General features: G+C 69.3%; 18 protein-coding genes and 1 pseudogene. 9 read left to right on the plus strand and 10 right to left on the minus strand.

What is annotated here, in order from left to right; all coding sequences use genetic code 11:
* Positions 1–192 precede the first annotated feature (192 nt).
* From CW362_RS34260 to CW362_RS34290, 7 genes are all read left to right on the plus strand, one after another.
* Positions 193–1515, plus strand: a complete 1323-nt coding sequence (locus CW362_RS34260) for an extracellular solute-binding protein (RefSeq protein WP_103553510.1) — start codon at positions 193–195, stop codon at positions 1513–1515.
* Positions 1512–2435, plus strand: coding sequence for a carbohydrate ABC transporter permease (locus tag CW362_RS34265; RefSeq protein WP_103553511.1), 924 nt, complete (start codon positions 1512–1514; stop codon positions 2433–2435). Before CW362_RS34260 ends, CW362_RS34265 begins: the two co-directional genes overlap by 4 nt.
* Complete coding sequence (locus CW362_RS34270; RefSeq protein WP_103553512.1) at positions 2432–3337, plus strand: carbohydrate ABC transporter permease; 906 nt, start codon at positions 2432–2434, stop codon at positions 3335–3337. Before CW362_RS34265 ends, CW362_RS34270 begins: the two co-directional genes overlap by 4 nt.
* Positions 3334–4365 (plus strand): LacI family DNA-binding transcriptional regulator, encoded by a 1032-nt coding sequence (locus CW362_RS34275; RefSeq protein WP_103553513.1) that lies wholly within the window; start codon positions 3334–3336, stop codon positions 4363–4365. The genes CW362_RS34270 and CW362_RS34275 overlap by 4 nt, the downstream gene beginning before the upstream one ends.
* A gap of 205 nt (positions 4366–4570) precedes the next feature.
* Positions 4571–4921, plus strand: a complete 351-nt coding sequence (locus CW362_RS34280) for a VOC family protein (RefSeq protein WP_103553514.1) — start codon at positions 4571–4573, stop codon at positions 4919–4921.
* A 156-nt stretch (positions 4922–5077) separates the two neighbouring features.
* The gene (locus tag CW362_RS34285) at positions 5078–5470 is read left to right on the plus strand and encodes a MarR family winged helix-turn-helix transcriptional regulator (RefSeq protein ID WP_103553515.1); all 393 of its coding nucleotides are present in this window, start codon (positions 5078–5080) and stop codon (positions 5468–5470) included.
* 425 nt (positions 5471–5895) lie between these two features.
* A complete protein-coding gene (locus CW362_RS34290) occupies positions 5896–6672 on the plus strand; it encodes a DUF3592 domain-containing protein (protein WP_162684318.1) in 777 nt (258 codons plus the stop codon).
* On the opposite strand, the gene CW362_RS34295 is transcribed toward CW362_RS34290, so the two are convergent.
* Together CW362_RS34295 and CW362_RS34300 are read right to left on the minus strand one after the other, a co-directional pair.
* Positions 6569–7942, minus strand: a complete 1374-nt coding sequence (locus CW362_RS34295; RefSeq protein WP_103553517.1) for an MFS transporter — start codon at positions 7940–7942, stop codon at positions 6569–6571. The two genes, CW362_RS34290 and CW362_RS34295, sit on opposite strands and share 104 nt — an antisense overlap.
* Before the next feature lie 354 nt (positions 7943–8296).
* Complete coding sequence (locus CW362_RS34300; RefSeq protein WP_103553518.1) at positions 8297–9121, minus strand: hypothetical protein; 825 nt, start codon at positions 9119–9121, stop codon at positions 8297–8299.
* Between the two features lie 586 nt (positions 9122–9707).
* Here CW362_RS34300 and lepB point away from each other — a divergent pair.
* Positions 9708–10424: a signal peptidase I gene (gene lepB, locus CW362_RS34305; RefSeq protein WP_103553519.1), complete on the plus strand. Its 717-nt coding sequence runs from the start codon at positions 9708–9710 to the stop codon at positions 10422–10424.
* 488 nt (positions 10425–10912) lie between these two features.
* Here lepB and CW362_RS45755 read toward each other — a convergent pair.
* The 4 genes and pseudogenes from CW362_RS45755 to CW362_RS34325 all read right to left on the minus strand — a co-directional run.
* Positions 10913–10969, minus strand: a pseudogene (locus CW362_RS45755) (hypothetical protein); the annotation flags it as partial.
* A 721-nt stretch (positions 10970–11690) separates the two neighbouring features.
* A complete protein-coding gene (locus CW362_RS34315) occupies positions 11691–11891 on the minus strand; it encodes a hypothetical protein (protein WP_162684319.1) in 201 nt (66 codons plus the stop codon).
* Positions 11892–12031: 140 nt separating this feature from the next.
* Positions 12032–12433, minus strand: coding sequence for a VOC family protein (locus CW362_RS34320; protein ID WP_103553521.1), 402 nt, complete (start codon positions 12431–12433; stop codon positions 12032–12034).
* Complete coding sequence (locus CW362_RS34325; RefSeq protein ID WP_103553522.1) at positions 12430–12954, minus strand: cupin domain-containing protein; 525 nt, start codon at positions 12952–12954, stop codon at positions 12430–12432. The genes CW362_RS34320 and CW362_RS34325 overlap by 4 nt, the downstream gene beginning before the upstream one ends.
* 445 nt (positions 12955–13399) lie before the next feature.
* Here CW362_RS34325 and CW362_RS43545 point away from each other — a divergent pair, with 445 nt between their 5' ends.
* Positions 13400–13561, plus strand: a complete 162-nt coding sequence (locus CW362_RS43545; protein WP_162684320.1) for a hypothetical protein — start codon at positions 13400–13402, stop codon at positions 13559–13561.
* Positions 13562–14116: 555 nt separating this feature from the next.
* On the opposite strand, the gene CW362_RS34330 is transcribed toward CW362_RS43545, so the two are convergent.
* From CW362_RS34330 to pqqB, 4 genes are all read right to left on the minus strand, one after another.
* Positions 14117–14788: a hypothetical protein gene (locus CW362_RS34330; RefSeq protein WP_162684321.1), complete on the minus strand. Its 672-nt coding sequence runs from the start codon at positions 14786–14788 to the stop codon at positions 14117–14119.
* Between the two features lie 106 nt (positions 14789–14894).
* Entirely contained in the window at positions 14895–15344 is a 450-nt protein-coding gene (locus tag CW362_RS34335) for a hypothetical protein (RefSeq protein WP_240658175.1), read from the minus strand.
* A gap of 484 nt (positions 15345–15828) precedes the next feature.
* The gene (locus CW362_RS34340) at positions 15829–16296 is read right to left on the minus strand and encodes a hypothetical protein (protein ID WP_103553524.1); all 468 of its coding nucleotides are present in this window, start codon (positions 16294–16296) and stop codon (positions 15829–15831) included.
* Positions 16293–17171 (minus strand): pyrroloquinoline quinone biosynthesis protein PqqB, encoded by an 879-nt coding sequence (pqqB, locus tag CW362_RS34345; protein ID WP_103553525.1) that lies wholly within the window; start codon positions 17169–17171, stop codon positions 16293–16295. The genes CW362_RS34340 and pqqB overlap by 4 nt, the downstream gene beginning before the upstream one ends.
* Positions 17172–17279 lie beyond the last annotated feature (108 nt).

Here is a 17279-nt window from a genome sequence, read left to right on the forward strand (position 1 = left end):
TGAACGCTCACAGAAGCACGGCAGGTGAGCCGAAGGGGTGCTCAGGTGTCGGCAGGCGAGCGCGCGAGGCCCGAAGAGCCCCGCGCACGCCCGCGGTCCCGGCACCGGCCGGCGCACCCCCGGAAGCGAACCGCGCAAGAACAGGGCAGGCCTCCGCAGCAGGCGGAGGCCCAGGTCAGGGGAGAACGTTCCATGCCCATCACGAAGCACAACCGCCTCGTGGCCAGCACCATCGCCGTCGTCCTCGGCGCCACCTCGCTCGTCGCCTGCGGCTCGTCCGACGACGACAAGAGCGCATCCCGGTCCGGACCCGCGACACTGACGTTCTGGACCTGGGCGCCGGGCATGGACAAGGTCGTCGACCTCTGGAACAAGGGGCCGGGCAAGCAGCAGCGGATCACCGTCGAGGTGAAGAAGCAGGCCTCGGGCGACACGCTCATCACCAAGATCCTCACCGCGCACAAGGCGAAGAAGGCACCCGACCTGGTCCAGGCCGAGTACCAGGCGCTGCCGACCCTGGTCAGCAACGACGCGCTCGCCGACATAGCCGCCGAGTCCAAGGACGCCAAGTCCAAGTTCGCCGACGGCGTCTGGCAGCAGACGACGCTCGGGACGGACGCGGTCTACGCGATCCCGCAGGACATCGGCCCGATGATGTTCTACTACCGCGCGGACCTGTTCAAGAAGTACGGCCTGACGGTCCCCACGACCTGGGAGCAGTTCGCCGAGACCGCCCGCGCGCTGAAGAAGAAGGCGCCCGACAAGGCCCTGACCACCTTCTCCGCCAACGACTCCGGTCTCTTCGCGGGTCTCGCGCAGCAGGCGGGTGCCAAGTGGTGGACCGCCTCCGGCGACAAGTGGAAGGTCGGCATCGACGACGCGGCCACCCGCAAGGTCGCCGACTTCTGGGGCGGCCTCGTCAAGGAGGGCGCGATCGACAACCAGCCGATGTACCAGCCCGCCTGGAACAAGGCGCTGAACACCGGCAAGGAGATCGCCTGGGTCAGCGCGGTGTGGGCGCCCGGCACCCTGACCACGGCGGCCCCGCAGACCAAGGGCAAGTGGGCGATGGCCCCGCTGCCGCAGTGGTCGGCGGGCGAGAACGTCACCGGGAGCTGGGGCGGCTCCTCCACGGCCGTGACCACCGACTCCCCGCACAAGGCGGCCGCCGCGAAGTTCGCGGCCTGGCTGAACACGGACCCACAGGCGGTGGCCGCGCTGGCCAAGGAGAGCGGCATCTACCCGGCGTCCACCAGCGCGCAGACCGGTGACGCGTTCGCCCAGCCGCCGGCGTTCTTCTCCAATCAGCCGGACTTCTACACCAAGGCCTCGGAGATCGCGAAGACGACCGCGCCGTCCGCGTGGGGCCCGAACGTGAACGTCGCCTACACGTCCTTCAACGACGCCTTCGGCGCCGCCGCGAAGAACAGGTCGGACTTCGGTGCCGCGCTGAAGACCATGCAGGACGCGACCGTCGCCGACCTGAAGAAGCAGGGCTTCGGGGTCGCTCAGTGACCACCGCACGCCGGAAGCCGTACGGGGTCAAGGGGGCCCCGTACGTCTTCCTCCTCCCCGCGACGATCCTCTTCGTCCTCTTCTTCGCGCTGCCCATCGGCTACGCGATCTGGCTGAGCCTGCACAAGGTCCAGGTCAAGGGCCTCGGCCTGGGCGCCGGCGCCCGCAAGGAGGTCTGGGCGGGCCTCGGGAACTACGCCGACGCGATCACCGACAGCGAACTCGTCGACGGCGCACTGCGCGTGGCCGGTTACGGCGCCATCGTGGTGCCGGTCATGCTCGGCCTCGCGCTGCTCTTCGCGCTCATGCTCGACGCGGAGAAGGTCCGCCTGGCCCCCTTCACCCGGCTCGCGATCTTCCTGCCGTACGCCATCCCCGGCGTCGTGGCCGCCCTGCTGTGGGGGTTCCTCTACCTCCCGGACGTCAGCCCCTTCTACTTCGTCCTCGGCAAGCTGGGCCTGCCCCAGCCCGATCTGCTGGACGGCGGCCCGCTGTACCTCGCGCTGTCGAACATCGCGGTCTGGGGCGGCACCGGCTTCAACATGATCGTCATCTACACCTCGCTCCAGGCCATCCCGGCCGAGGTGCTCGAAGCGGCGAGGCTGGACGGCGCCGGCCCGCTCCAGACCGCGCTGCGGATCAAGATCCCGATGGTGGCGCCCTCCCTGGTGCTCACCTTCTTCTTCTCGATCATCGCCACGCTCCAGGTCTTCAGCGAGCCGACCACCCTCAAGCCCCTGACCAACTCCGTCTCCACGACCTGGAGTCCGCTGATGAAGGTCTACCGGGACGCGTTCAACACCGGTGACATCTACGCGGCCGCCGCCGAGGCAGTGATCATCGCCGTGGCCACGCTGGTCCTGTCCTTCGGCTTCCTGCGCGCCGCGAACTCCCGTACCAAGCAGGAGGAGGCACGATGAGTTCTCTTGCCGTCCACAAGACCGCCCCGGCCGCGGACACGACCCCCGAAACCGCTCGGGGAACGTCCCCGCGCGGCCGGATCGCCCTGGTCCCGACCCTCACGCTGCTGTTCGGCGCGCTCTACTGTCTGCTGCCCGTCGCCTGGGTGGTCATCGCGGCCACGAAGTCGGGCCGCGAGCTGTTCTCGACGTTCACCTTCCTGCCCGGCACCGGGTTCACCCAGAACATCAAGGACCTCAGCGCCTACCGCGAGGGCATCTACTGGAAGTGGATGGGCAACTCCGCGCTCTACGCCGGTCTCGGCGCCCTTCTGTCGACGGCCGTCTCGGCGGTCAGCGGCTACGCCCTGGCCGTCTACCGCTTCCGGGGCCGCGAGACCATCTTCAACGTGCTCATGGCGGGCGTCCTCATGCCGCCGGTCATCCTCGCGATCCCGCAGTACCTGCTGCTCGCCAAGGCGGACCTGACGGATTCGTACGCCTCCGTGCTGCTGCCGCTCGTCCTGTCCCCGTACGGCGTCTACCTCGCCCGCATCTACGCCGCCGCGGCCGTCCCCGACGACGTGGTCGAGGCCGGCCGGATGGACGGCGCCGGCGAGTGGCGGATCTTCACCCGGGTCGCGCTGCCGATGATGGTGCCCGGTCTGGTGACGGTGTTCCTGTTCCAGTTCGTCGCCGTGTGGAACAACTTCCTGCTCCCCTACATCATGCTCAGCGACGACGAGAAGTTCCCGATCACCCTCGGCCTGTTCACGCTCCTCGAACAGGGCTCCAACACCCCGGCCCTGTACACCCTGGTCATCACCGGCGCCCTGCTCGCGATCGTCCCGCTGATCGCGCTGTTCCTGGTCATCCAGCGCTTCTGGAGCCTCGACCTGCTGTCCGGAGCCGTAAAGTCGTGACCATGAGCAACACGGGGGGCCGGCGCAAGCCGCCGACGATCCACGACGTCGCGCGTGAGGCGGGTGTCTCGCGGGGCACCGTCTCACGCGTGCTCAACGGCGGGCACTACGTGAGCCCCGCGGCCCAGGAGGCCGTCAACGCCGCCATCCGCAGGACGGGCTACGTCGTGAACCGGCACGCCCGTTCGCTGATCACCGGACGGTCCGACTCGGTCGGCTTCCTGCTGACCGAGCCGCAGGAGCGGTTCTTCGAGGACCCGAACTTCAACGTCCTGCTGCGCGGCTGCACCCAGGCGCTCGCCGCGCACGACGTCCCCCTGCTGCTGATGCTCGCCGGCACCCAGGACGAGCGGCGGCGCATCACGCGGTACATCACGGCCGGCCATGTCGACGGGGTGCTGCTGGTCTCCAGCCACTCCGGCGATCCGGTCGCCGAGGAACTGCGCGAGGCGGGAGTGCCGCTCGTCGCGTGCGGCAAGCCCATCGGCCTCGGTTCCAAGGTGAGTTACGTGGCCGCCGACGACCGCGACGGCGCCCGGGACATGGTCACGCACCTGCTCTCCCTCGGGCGGCGCCGGATCGGCATGGTCACCGGGCCGCTGGACACCCCCGGTGGTGTCGAGCGTCTGGCCGGCTACCGGGAAGTGCTCGCCGAGGCGGGTGTCGAGGCCGACGACCGTCTCATCGCCTCCGGCGACTACAGCCGCGCCAGCGGTGAGGCGGGCGCCGAACAGCTCCTCGGCCGCGCCCCGGACATGGACGCCGTGTTCGTCGCCTCGGACCTGATGGCCCAGGGCGTGCTGGCCGCGCTGCGCAAGGCGGGCCGCCGGGTCCCGGAGGACGTCGCGGTCGGCGGCTTCGACGACTCCCCCGCCGCCACGGCCGCCACCCCGGCCCTGACCACCATCCGCCAGCCCTGGGACCGCATCAGCTCCGAGATGGTCCGGGTCCTGCTGGCCCAGATCGGCGGCGAGGATCCGGCGGCGGTGATCCTGCCGACGGAGCTGGTGCGCCGCGAGTCCACCTGAGGAGCGCGCGGGACAGGCCGGGGCGCGCCCGGGCGAGCCGGCCCGGCCGTAGGGGGCCGGCCATGGCCGTCCGAGGGGTACCGCACACCGGTCAGGATTCGAGAAGCCGTACCCGCCCCACCCGGCTTAGCGTGAAAGGGCCGTCGGAGCCCCGGCGGCACGAGAGCCGGCCGTCACGGCCGCCACGCATCGCACAGGAGTCGGGATGACCGCCGGAGTCAAGACCATCATCTACCCCGTCAAGGACATCGAGAAGGCGAAGGCCCTGTTCACCGTGCTGCTCGGGGTCGAGCCCTATGTGGACGAGCCGTACTACGTCGGTTTCAAGGACGCGGGCCAGGATGTCGGTCTCGACCCGAACGGCCACTCCAAGGGACTGACCGGGCCGGTCCCCTTCTGGCACGTCGACGACATCAGGGCGACCCTGTCGGCCCTGGTCGACGCGGGCGCCGAGGTGCTCCAGGAGCTCCAGGACGTGGGCAACGGCAGGATGGTCGCGTCGGTGAAGGACGCTGAGGGCAACCAGTACGGACTCATCGAGGACCCCACCACCTGACAGGGGCGTCCCGGCGGGGCGTCCCGGCAGGGCGGGACCGGTGACGGCACGGGCCGCGGTCCGCAGGAGCGGCCGCACGGTCGGACACGGACAACTGGATGCACACACACTAGTTGCACACTCAACTAGTGGCCGGATCTCTGCTACCGTTCAATTATGGCGACGAAGACGTCCGGTTCCCGGCTGGAGGACCAGTGGCGGGACATCCTCTCGGTGCACGCGCGCACGATGTGCGAGATCGACCGCGTACTGCATCCGCACGGCCTGGGAGCCAGTGACTTCGAGGTCCTGGACATCCTCGTCTCGGAGACCGTCACGGAGCCCGGCGAACACTGCCGGGTGCAGAACATCGCGGACCGGGTCCATCTGAGCCAGAGCGCGCTGTCCCGGCTCATCGGTCGGTTGGAGAAGGAGGGCCTGGTGGAACGTACCGTCTGCCAGGAGGACCGCCGCGGAGTGTGGGTCGCGCTCACCCCGAAGGGCCGTGCGCTGCACACCGAGGTGCTCCCCCTGCAGCGGTCCGTGCTCTCCCGCATGCTGCAGGCCTGATCCGCCCGTGCCGCCCTTCGAGGCGCGGCGCCCTGCGTGCTCTCCCCACGGAGGGCCAGGTGCCGGCGGACGAGGACGGAGCGCCGGGGCCGGGCTTCACGAGAGCCCGGCCGGAAGCTCGAAGCCGCTCGTCCCGGCCGGGCTGCGCGCCGAGCCACAGCGGGGCGCCCGTGACCGAACGGGACAGTCGACCGCCTCGATCGCCGCAGGTGAAACCCTGAAACGAACGGATCCTCCGGGCAGGGACGCGGAAGCCTCTGCCGCGGAGCCGGCCACCAGTGCAACCTCGGCGGCGACCGGTGTGTCCTAGCTCGTAACCGGGCGAGGAGGCGCAGATGAGTGAGCGCAGATCCGTACGGAGCGACGGCCGGGAGAAGGACCGCTTCCTCTACGGATGGGCCTCGTCGGCAGGCGCCGCGGCCTTCGTGGTGTGGCTCGCGTTCGATCCGTTCGAGCTGACCTGGAACCAGGTTTTCGGCGGCGCGGTGGCGCTGTCCATGGCGGGCGCCATCGCGAGCTTGCTCTTACGGCGGTGGGACTGGGCTCGTCGTCGGGCCGGCCGCATTCCTCCGCCGGGCCGCCTCGCGACGGGGCTGGTCTCCAGGCTCGGTGTGCCGTCGTCGTCGCTGCTGGACCCCCGCTGGGCCAGAGCCCGATCGGCGACCGTGGGTTTCCTGATGTTCGCCACCGTGGCCGGATTCATGGGATGGAAAGCCGGCCAGGAGGACCAGATACTGCAGAGCCTCCGGGACCACGGGCGCAGGACCGAAGCGACCGTGGTCTCCGTTGCCGACCGGTCGGAGGAAGGCCGGGCGAACTCCTTGACCGTGCGCTTCACCACACCCTCCAACACGGTGCAGGCGGATATCGACGTCGGCGACGGCTCGGGAAACGACGCGAAGCCCGGCGGCCACGTACCCGTCGTCTACAACCCGTCGGACCCCACGGAGGTCCGCCACGCCGACCGTCTGGACGGATCCGACGCCGACGGGATTCGACTGGGTTCCGTGGTGGCCGGACTGCTCGCGGCAGGTTTTCTGGTGGGCACCGCGCGAGAGGTGGTGCGTGTCAAGGAGCAGACGGAAGCGGAGACGGTGGTCATAGGACTTTCTCCTGGGGGAAGGCACGGGGGTAGAGCCGGGTGTAGGCGTCTGGGATGTCGTCGTCGGGCAGGGTCAGCACGGTGCGCAGATCAGGGCTGAAAGCGCCGACAGCGGTCGCGGCGAGGACGGCCAGGCCGAGTACGGCCATCGCGGTTCCTTCGCCGAGGTGTTCAGCGAGGAACCCACCGAGCAGGTTGCCGATCGGGATGGCCAGCCCGGACAGGAAAGCGACGCCGGCGGTGACGCGGTTACGCATGCCCGCAGGAGTGGCGAGGACCCGCACGGTGGAATTGGTGACAGTGATCATGATGAGGCCGACACCGCCGATGAGGAAACTGCCGGCGAGTGCGGCGGCCAGCACGAGGAGGTGGTCGTCGATCGACGCGGCGGCGATTCCGCCGGCCAGGATCGAGAGCCCCGTGATGGTGAAGCCGGCCATCACGGTGGTGAAGCGCGTGTTCGTCCCGCGAGTGCGGCGGGCGACAGGACCCGTGCTCCCCAGCAGCAGTCCGACACCGAACGCTGCCTCGGCCACCCCGATCAGCCACGTGTCGTCGGGGAAGGAGCGGCGGGTGAGTGCGGGCAGGAGCACGGCAAAGACCGGGAAAAGGGCGAGGTTGACGGCGAGAGCCAGCATGGCGAGCTGGAACTCGGACCGAATCCGATAGATCGCCCGCCATCCGTCGATGGTGCTCCTGTACCACGTCAAAAGGGGAGGCTGACTCTTCTCCTCCGGGCGGGGCTCGTCGTCGGACGCCTCCGCGGACGCGGATGCGGTCGTCATGAGGAGGAAGCTGCCGGCCACTGCTGCGGTGTTGACGGTGAGGGTGGCTCCCGTGCCGACGAGCCCAAGGAGCACGCTGGCCACGATCGGCCCGAGCACGGAAGACAGTGCCATGACGCTGCCTCGACGCCGCATCGCTGTTTCGACGAGAGAGATGGGCACCAGGGAGCGCACCAGGGTGGTCTGCAACGGTTCGCGCACGCCGTTGCAGATGCCGATCACGGCGAGGCCCACAGCCAGGGCGGCCGAATGGTAGAGGTCACCGAAGTAAAGGCCGGTCAGCCCGGCAATCAGCAGGGTGCTGATCAGGTAGCAGGCGGCTATGAGCCGGTCGGGCCGGTAGGTGTCTCCGAGCCGGCCCAGCAATCCTCGAGCGAGGATCTCCGCGCCGGAACCGACGGCGACGAACGCGGCAAAGGTGGCGGCGCTTCCTGTCTGTCCCAACGACCACCAGGCGACTGCGAGTTGTCCGCAGCGAGTGCCGACGCCGTTGAGGAGGACTGCGCTTTGAACTGCGTAGAACGCCCGCCCCAGCCGGTTCTCGTCTGCGGCGGTGTCGGGCGACGTGATGGTGGAGTCTTGCATCAAGAAGCAGCAGTCTCTTTCACGGGGGCGGAGTGGGTGTGCAGCTCCCGGGCCGCGGCCGGATCGGCCTGGACCAGCCGTCCGACCGGGGGGAGTTCGGGGGGAGACGGCGGCAGTGGTGACACAGCCGCCGAGGTGGTCGACGAGTTCCGTGCCACGCTGGTGGGAGTCGGCGTCAGTGTCGGAACGAAGGAAGCAGCGGGCGGCCGCAGCCGCGAAATGCCCGGCTGTCTGCACGGCCCGGTCGAAGAAGGCCCCAGCGAGTGACGCTGTCGGGGATCTTGGAGATCGGAAGGCCGGAAGCAGGGCCGGCCGTCGAGTTCCGTCGTCCGTCGCGGACCCTTTCCGCACGAGTCAGATCCGCCGGTGTCCGGCGTCGCCCGCCGCCGGGCCGCCCTCCAGCACCGGACGCCCGCGCAGCCGTACGGCGTCGAGTATGCGTTCGCCCATGGGATCGGAGTCCAGGTGGGGGTGGGCGTCGATCCGGAGGCGGCGTCCTTCATGGGAGACCACGTGGTAGGCGAGCACCTTGCCGCCGAAGAGTTTGGCTCCGTGGATCTGCCGTGAGAGCACGAGACGGTCGACGTCGTCCCAGGTCACGACGAGAGGGCGGCCGTAGGAGGTGTACACGAGCCCATTGGCGTACAGATGCGTGCGGACGAACCCCTTGGGCATTCTCCACAGCATGACCGGAAGCGCGATGATCGTCAGGAAGAGCGCCGCGAGCAGGTAGAGCACCAAGGTGGTCGCCAGCTTCTGGAGGCCCGGGATGTCGGTCCCGGTCTTGCTCAGGACCCAGTTCACGCCCCACAGCGCTCCTACGATCAAAGCGCCGACGGCCACCACGCCGACCACGATCTCCAGCGGGCTGGTGTTCTTGCGGGTGAAGACGTGATCGCCCAGGGAACGCTCAGCCGCGAGGCGGGTGACGCGGGCGGACGGGGCGTACCCCTTCATCTGCGCGGCATCGGGGAACCGTTTGATGACGGCGACCCCCAGGACCGTGAGGGCCAGGCCCGCGAGAAGAACGGTGGCGGCGGACGAGGCCGGGGTGTCGCCGAAGACCAGCACTCCCAGGCCGTACAGCATCGTCGCCAGGCCGCCGAGCACCACCAGCAGCATCAGGCAGCCCAGGTTCAACAGAGGCCCCTCGGAGTGCTGTTGCGCTTCGTCCGTCATGGCGTCCCCCAGAGGAATCGTGGATGTCGACGCCGAATGTAGCCGTTCTCCGGCGGCCGGTCGGCTTTCCTGCCCCTCGGCAACAGCGGCTCCGACAACGCCCGCTGCCCGCCCGTCAGATCTCCACGCGTCACGAACGAAGAACGAAGTTCATCCCACCGTCAAGATCCGCTTTTGATACACGCCCCGGCTCCGGGGCACTTCACCCTGACGAGCCGAAGTCGGTAAACGGCCCGGCCCGTCCGGGAGGCGACCGGCGACCGGCGACCGGCGACCGGCGACCCAGCGGACACCTGGCGGTGGGTGCGGGATCTGAACCCACGGTGACTCGCGCCACGACGGTTTCCAGGACCGCTCGCGGCCTCGACCCGGCCGGTGGGACTCCGTCGACCGCGTCGGTTGCCGAAAGGCCCTGGCCGACGCGGTGGACGGGTCGGGGCACAGGAGATCCACACCCGGCCCAGAACCGAGTCGGGAGCTCCGGCGGTCCGGGAACTCCCGCTCGTTGTGACTGTGGTGGGCCCGGTGCTGCGCACGAGGGACCACTACGGACACGGTGCGCCCGGAGCAGGGCGCAGGGGGAGGCATGGTTGTGGAAGATCTTGTGGCTGGCGAACGGTCGAAAGCCGGGGATGCCGATACCGACGGCGAAGTGGCGGTCGACGGCCGACGGAAAGCGCGCCCCTTCTGGAAGGAGCTGCCGATCCTCGTCGGGGTCGCGTTGGTGCTCGCGCTGGTCATCAAGACGTTCTTCGTGCAGGCGTTCTCGATCCCGTCCGAATCGATGCAGAACACGTTGCAGCCGGGCGACCGTGTGTTGGTCGACAAGTTGACTCCGTGGTTCGGATCCAAGCCGCAGCGCGGAGAGGTGGTCGTCTTCCACGACCCGGGGGGCTGGCTCCCTGAGGAAGCCGATGAGCCGAACGCAGTGCAGAAGGCCCTCAGCTTCGTCGGCCTGATGCCGTCTGCGGACGAGAAGGACCTGATCAAGCGCGTGATCGCGGTGGGCGGCGACACCGTGGAATGTTCCGGGAACGGCCCGGTGAAGGTCAACGGGAAGGCGATGGACGAACCGTTCATCTACCCCGGCAACACCCCCTGTGGTGACAAGCCGTTCGGGCCGATCAAGGTGCCGAAGGGGAGGCTCTGGGTGATGGGTGACCACCGCCAGGACTCTCAGGACTCCCGGTACCACCAGGACCGGCCCGGCGGTGGCACGATCGACGAGGACGAAGTCATCGGCCGGGCTCTCGTCGTCGCATGGCCCGTCAGCCGGTGGGCACCACTGCCGGTGTCGCGGTAGCGAGCCCGTCCGTCGAGATGTCGGCCTCGGCCCCCGCGTGCCCCACCGGGCCGCGGGGGCACGCCACTTCCGTGACAGAGCGGACAGGGACGCACGGGAAGTCGAGGTCCGCCGGGGTGCGGACCGCCCCACGCCGCCCGAGGCAGGGATTTCCAGGTCACGCCTGCGATCCCCCGGCCTCGCTCCTGAAGCGGGGATCGGGGATCGTGGGCCGCTGGTCCGGCCGTACGGCAGCGGGGCACAGCAACCATCGCGACCGGACCCGACCGCCGACAGCCCCACCTGACCGTCCGTCCGGCCGGCCGAGCGGACCCCGGCGACCTCCGTGCCCATGGTTCGCATCGAGGCCGGCCGGCAGAAGGCCGACGGTTTCCCGTGCCCCGGAGAGATCGCCCTGGTCGCAGGCTTCGACGACTTCGACGACTTCGGTGCGGATGACGGAGAGAGTCACCCTGGATCAAGGCCTCGGAGAACCGACGGGGTGGCAAGTGCACCACAGCGTTGTCCCCACCGTCCGTGAACGGCTCTGCCTCGACGCGCTCCATCGCACCATCCAATCTGGCATCGACGACGGCGTACACAGGCAGCCTTGAGCAACCGAAAGCGCCCGACGAACGAAGGCCTGAAAGCTCCAGGGCGGCTGGTGGATCGAACTCCTCAGAGGACGTCTCACGTGGTGAGTTTCGCCAGTTTCCTGTAGCAGGTCAGAGCTGCGGCAAGGCCGATGAGGAGGAGTGGCTGCTCTGCTGCGAAGCGTGCTGGGCCTTGGCGGCTGCCGGGTGTCCGTGTGGGAGATGGACCGTCAGGCTTCAGGACCGGACTGGAGAAAACCACCGGTCTTCTCCACGTCGACGGGTGGGGATGCCCGCCAGGGACCCTCGGCTGCTTCCATGCTGCCGATCCCCGTGCGATCACGTGCGCGGCATCAGTACGGCCACGGGTGGCCGAGCTGTTCGGCGTACGTCTCAGAGCCACCCCGGACTTCGGCGATCGCACGGGGATCAACGCAGGAGCCGCCACTTCGCCGCCTTCCTCAGCCTTGCCGCCACCCTGATCTGCCACGAACGGCTCGCCGGACTCACCACGTGAGATGGCGCCCGAAGCGAATGTCAGCCGCACGGCGAGGTGGGCGAGGCGAGCGCCGCATCAGACGTCGGAGTGGTAGCGGGCATCAGGAGCGGGCCAAGCGCGGGCCATGAAAGGCGGCCGGTCGACGCGGTCGAAGCAACGCACGAGGAAGTCGCAGAAGGTGCCCGCGGTCTCGAATCAACTGTTGCGCTCACTGCTGACGACGATGCGCCACTCATCAGGGTCCGGCTCGATCGCGAGGAAGTAGTACTCGCAGCCGTGCTCGTCCGAACCCCAGGAGATGAGGCCGCCAGGGTCGGGGTGGAAGGGGTACGGATACAGGTCCGGGGCGCTGAGCCGTGCCCGGCGCCAGTCCTCCAGCGACCACAACCGATCCAACTCCGTGGCATCGGCTTCCAGGGGCCGGCTCAGCGACAGGTGACCGCCGATGCTCCCCGGCCCGTACAGATCCAGGAACGCCTTGTAGCCGGCCCAAAGACCCGGCCTGCGCCGACAATTGATCCGGGCTGGACAGGACCCTAGGCGGCCCAGGTGCGGGAGCAGAGCACCAGGCGGTAGCCGTCCGGGTCGGTGACGGTGACGCCGTGGTCGTCCCAGTAGGGGTTGTGTGCGGGGACGCGGGTACCGCCGGTGGCGGTCAGGCGGGCGAGGAACGAATCGTCGACCGGGGCGCCGAGGTAGAGGACGAAGAGGTCGTCCACCGTCGGAGTGGGGTCCAGCGGCTGCTCGGGGTCGTGGGTGAGCTCGAAGTGCCATGCACCGTCGGGAAGTCCAAGCATGAGGAGGTCGTGCTCGCCGGGTACGCGTCCGGTGGTGCGCCAGAGCACGTCCAGTCCGAGCCCCTCCACGTAGAAGCGCTCCGCCGCCCCGAGGTCGCGGGACGGCCGGGCGATCCGGATCCGGGTGACGGTGTCGATCACGCGGACGCCTCCAGGACGGCGCGCCAGACCGGGCTGTCGACGTAGTGGTTGTCGAAGCGCTCGGACGTCTCGGCCAACCGGCTCGCGGGTTCCTCGCCGCGGGTCACCCGGCCCAGCAGGCGCAGGTAGTCGAAGCGGTCCATGCCTGGCGTGAAGACGCACAGCACGTCCGCGCCCGCGGCGGAGTCGGGGGCCGGGCGGAAGGCGTGCGGGGTGTTCGGGGGCACGGCCAGGAAGTCGCCCGGGGACAGGAGGGTCACCTCCTCGCCGAGCAGGACCTGGAGCGATCCGCCCAGCACGAAGAACAGTTCCCAGCCGCGCGTGTGGAAGTGCGCGGGGGCACCGGCCGTGCCCGGCTCGAAGGTGGAGCGGTAGCTGGTGAACGCGCCGTCCGTCTGCGCCGAGTCGGCCAGGAGCGTCATCACGGCGCTGGGGTCGGCGCAGGTCTCCGCCTGGTCGCCGCGGGCGAGCACGGGGGCGAGGGGCACGGTCTCGATGTGCTGGTTCGTCGTCATGATCATGACGCTATCCCACGTCCCCGCACGCGGCTTCGTACGAAAGGCCTCGCGGGAGGCGGACTTTGGTCCTACGCCCATGGACCGGCCCGGGTTCGGCAGGGGTGGCGCGCAGAGTCCTCACCCAAGTCGTCTCGGACCGTACGGGGCCGCGGTGCCACTTCATGTGCCAGATGGGCCGCGCGGAGGCCGCCGCACCTTCCTGGTCCGGCCGTCCACGTGGTCGGCGATCCGGTGTCACGTCCTGCGAGCCGTCGACCGGCACCGAGCGCGCATCCGGCGAGTCCACCGCCGTCGCACGGCGCGGGAGCGCGCCGCCTTGCCGGCGGGGCAGGTCCACGGACTGCCCGACTCGCCGTGAGCTCACGGGGCCGTGATCACTCGCCTCGAAGCGGCTCCCGGCCGAAGCCGCTCCACCGACCGCGCAGTACAGTGCCGGCGAGGAGGGGACATGACCGACCAAGAGCCTTTGCAGGACGCACTCCATGAGGCCGCTACGAGCCTCATCCGCACCGTCGGAGTGATTCTGTTGATCATCATCGTGCCGACTGCCCTCCTCATGCTCATGGGGATCATCTGGATAACGTTCTTCGACGTCGCCATCGTCCGCTGATCGGTCACGAAGCGTGCTCCGCTCGGACAGCTCGGAACGGTGCGGTCCCTTCACCGAGGAACGCCACAGATGTTTCGTCATGGGGCCGGGTCGACTTCATCGATCCCCGTTCGCTGTCTTCCTCGGCCGTCCAGAGGAGGTCGGCCGTATCGGCGCCGTGACTCATGACAGCCTGAACCGTCCCGGGCCCGTCCGAGGGTGCTCGACTGAAAACGTCCCGCGACTGATACCAGAGCGCCAGCAGACCGATCGCGAGGAGGACCAGCGTGATGAACAGACCTCACGCCCGGCCGCGGGTCATCAGCACGTCCGCATGGCCCGGAACAGGTGTACCCGGCCCTCCGGGCAGCCCCACTCCTGGTTCTCCCAGCAGATTCATCCGTTGTCCCACGACAGCCCCCGCCGTTCCTGCCCCTGGTCACCGTGACCCCGGCGGCTCAGGGATCTTCCCCCTCGTACGGGACCAGGCAAGAGTTGGGCCGGGGAGAGCGACCGCGTGCCACGGCCGTGCCACTTCTTGTGGTCAGTCTGCGAATCGAACTCCTGAGGCGGTGGTCAGCGGCGACCTCTTCGAGACGGACGGTGCGACTGCTCGAAGGGCGGAGCATCTGCGATCAGCGGTCTGCCCTCACTCATGACGGCCGTGGTGGGGTTGATGCTGCATTCCTCCGCAACCGTCGTGGCCCAGCAATCCCCCCAGGTCGCCGCCCACTCGCCGGCCAGGTCACCGTCCGGGTCGAGATCTTCGGGCTTGCCCGTGATGCCGTAGGCGTCGAGGAGTCGTCGCTCGACTCCCGACGGTTCGCCCAGGGCGAGCTCCGGGTACTCACTGATCCATCGTCTGAGGATCCGTCCGCGTTCGGCGATCAGCCACGCCTCCCCGTCGTTCTGCTCGCTGTGGAAGAAGAGTTGGGCTTTGCCGAAGAGGGCGCTCAGCTTTCGGCACAGGTCGGTGACGTGCGTCGTCTGCGACAGATAGGGCAGGCCGAAGTACGGTCCGACGACCAGGGTCCACCCTTGCACGGGTGGAGTGATGACGACTGTGGAAAACGGCTTCTTCTCGTTGTGTGCCACCTCGTCGATGAGTTCCACGCCATCGGCCCAGGTGGTATCCCGTACATCCATCAAGCCGAGGGCCTTCACCACCTCGGTCTGATCGACGGTCTCGACCACAAGCCATGAGAGCCAACAGGCGCGTATGAGTGGTGCGGAATCTGTGGTCCCCATGACCTGCATCGTAGAGATGAGCAGAGGCTGCGCTCCTGGCCGGCCCCGGTACGCGGGCGGGGACGCGGCCCAGCCGGATCACCGGACCCGGCCTCCGGTGTTCAGCTCACGCCCTGACAGCGACGCTGTCGGAACAGTCCTCGAACGTGCCCTTCACGACGCAGACCGTCATGTAGTAGGTGTTGCCCTCGGGAAGGTTGCCCGTCGTCTTGTCGGTGTACGGCGAGTTGTGCCCACGGGTCGAGGCGATCCTGCCCGTGCTGAGGTGGGCTTCGATGCCGTAGCCGTCCTTGAGCGTGTCGTTGGCGATGAGGGTGTCGCCGGTGGAGGAACCGAGCTCACCGGGGTCGGCGGCCCACGCTCCGGACCCGACGGTGGAGCCGCTGCCGTTGCTCACCGTCACGACGGCGGAACCGTTCGTGAACTGGACGGTGAAGAAATTGAAGCTCGCGGCGCTCGCCTGGGGCGCGGCGGCGCCGAGCAGGAGTCCTGCGGCCAGTGCCGAGGCGGCGGCTCCGACGGACGCCGCCCTCATGCCCCTGCGTGTCTTGTTCATGGTGTCCCCGCTCCGCTGGATGTTGATGTTGAAGCAGAGACATCATCAATGAGTGAATGACGATCACAACAGATGATTTCTCGACATAACGAGAGCCCTTCCGTAAGGAAAGGGTCATCTTGAACGTCACGTGGCGGTCCGCCACGGCGACGGCGGTGTCGCGCCATGTCGTGCGGCCGACCAGCGGGGTCGGCAGGCTGCCGCGAGGGGGCTGGAAGTCGGCCGTCACGGCCTGGATCGCCGGTTCCGGCGCGAGCGACGTGCCCTGGCGGGCGGAGAGCACGGCCCATCGGCTCATGGAGCGTCCTGCGCGTCGACGACGCCGGACAGGGCCAGGCAACGGCAGTTCCGGAAGCGGGAGTTCCGAAAGCGACGGTCGTCCCTTCGAACCGCGGACCGTCCGCGGACCCCGCCCGCCCGACGGAACGCGAAGGACACCGGGACCCGCTGCATCACTCCGCTGTCAGGGGCCTCCGGAGCCGGGTCAGCCCAGTTCCCCGTGGGCGGCGTTCAGGAAGACGTTCATGGGACCGCGCAGGTGGTCCCACGCGGCTTCGGGGCCGCCGAGGTCCTCCCACAGGACGTGGTTCACCGCACCCGCGTAGTCCCAGGCGAGCCGGTGGAGCTCCGGGCCGACGAGGACCAGGATCATGCGCTCGCAGATCCAGAGGCGTTCGATGAGCGCCCGCGCGGCGGCGAGCCACTCGGGCGTGCAGCCGGAGGACCAGTCGGGTGCCTCGTAACGGTCCTCGGCGAGGCGTATGCCCTGCTGCGTGAGCTGGATGAACTCCCTCATCACGTCGAGCCGTTCGGCACGGCGGGCCTCGGCCAGCTGCGTGGCCTGGCGCTTGTCCTCGGTGCGGGCGGCCTGGCGTGCGGTGGTGAACTGGGCCAGGTAGGACATGCTTCCGCCGAGCACGACGCCGATCAGTGACGCCCAGATCTGGTTCACAGGACGAATTCCGCTCCGTCCAGTGGGATCTCGGCTCCGGCCGCGGTCACCGACGCGTAGGCGTCCGTGGCCGGGTCGAGCAGTGGGTTCGCGCTGTCGAAGTGGGTGTAGACCACGCGCGGGCCCGGGTGCCGGGCCAGTGCGGCGAGGCTGCCGTCCGCGCCGGAGACCGGAAGGTGCCACGAGGCCCTCCGTCCGCGGGGCGCCGCCCGCACCGGGATGTCCGTCTCGCCGGCCGCGTAGAGGGTGCCACCGAGCAGGACACAGGCCGCCCCGGTGATCAGTTCGTCCAGCGCGGGCGTCCACTCACCCAGGCGGGGTGCGTAGACGAGCACGCCGCCGCTGGCCAGGTCCTCGATCCGGTACGCCGTCACCCAGCGGTCGTCGGCGGCCCCCGGGACGTGACCGGGGGCCCTGGAGCCGAGCGCGCGGGCGCTGACGACCAGCCCTCCGGCCAGGACGGATCCGCCCTCGGTGAAGCTGTCCTCCCACGTCCACGGGGCATGGCGTTCGAGAAGGGGACGCAGGGGGGAGAGCGCGGTGAGGACGGGGGGCGAGGCGTAGATCTTCAGCCCCGGGGCGCCGTACAGCCCGGCCAGTCCCGTCACGTGATGGGCCTCGGCGTCCGTCAGCAGGACGCCGCGCACGGGGGTGCCGCCGGGGCCGGGTGCGAGCGCGGGGGTGGCGTTCAGCTGCGTACGGATGTCGGGGGAGGCGTTGAGCAGCCACCAGTCGCGGGAGTTGCCGCTGACGGCGGCGCACTCCTGGGTGCGGGCGGGCAGTTTTCCGTCACGGGCGGCCGAGCACCGTGCGCAGGCGCAGTTCCAGCGAGGGAAGCCGCCGCCGGCGGCGGTACCCAGCAGGACGACTTTCAAGGGAACCCCACTCCTCCGCGGCGGCTTTCCAGGGATCTTCCCCTTCCGGACGGCCCGGACCACTCTTCGGCGAGGACCGGATCCGGACATCCTTCGCCGCGGACCGGC

This window comes from Streptomyces populi, from assembly GCF_002911015.1.
Lineage (GTDB): Bacteria > Actinomycetota > Actinomycetes > Streptomycetales > Streptomycetaceae > Streptomyces > Streptomyces populi.

Bases quoted from the DNA above. Each gene is read 5' to 3' on its own strand.
- CW362_RS34300 (WP_103553518.1), bottom strand. From the start codon at position 9,121: ATGACGGACGAAGCGCAACAGCACTCCGAGGGGCCTCTGTTGAACCTG.
- CW362_RS34285 (WP_103553515.1), top strand. From the start codon at position 5,078: ATGGCGACGAAGACGTCCGGTTCCCGGCTGGAGGACCAGTGGCGGGAC.
- CW362_RS34260 (WP_103553510.1), top strand. From the start codon at position 193: ATGCCCATCACGAAGCACAACCGCCTCGTGGCCAGCACCATCGCCGTC.
- CW362_RS34335 (WP_240658175.1), bottom strand. From the start codon at position 15,344: ATGAACAAGACACGCAGGGGCATGAGGGCGGCGTCCGTCGGAGCCGCC.
- CW362_RS34330 (WP_162684321.1), bottom strand. From the start codon at position 14,788: ATGGGGACCACAGATTCCGCACCACTCATACGCGCCTGTTGGCTCTCA.
- CW362_RS34280 (WP_103553514.1), top strand. From the start codon at position 4,571: ATGACCGCCGGAGTCAAGACCATCATCTACCCCGTCAAGGACATCGAG.
- CW362_RS34295 (WP_103553517.1), bottom strand. From the start codon at position 7,942: ATGCAAGACTCCACCATCACGTCGCCCGACACCGCCGCAGACGAGAAC.
- CW362_RS43545 (WP_162684320.1), top strand. From the start codon at position 13,400: ATGACCGACCAAGAGCCTTTGCAGGACGCACTCCATGAGGCCGCTACG.
- lepB (WP_103553519.1), top strand. From the start codon at position 9,708: ATGGTTGTGGAAGATCTTGTGGCTGGCGAACGGTCGAAAGCCGGGGAT.
- CW362_RS34325 (WP_103553522.1), bottom strand. From the start codon at position 12,954: ATGATCATGACGACGAACCAGCACATCGAGACCGTGCCCCTCGCCCCC.
- CW362_RS34270 (WP_103553512.1), top strand. From the start codon at position 2,432: ATGAGTTCTCTTGCCGTCCACAAGACCGCCCCGGCCGCGGACACGACC.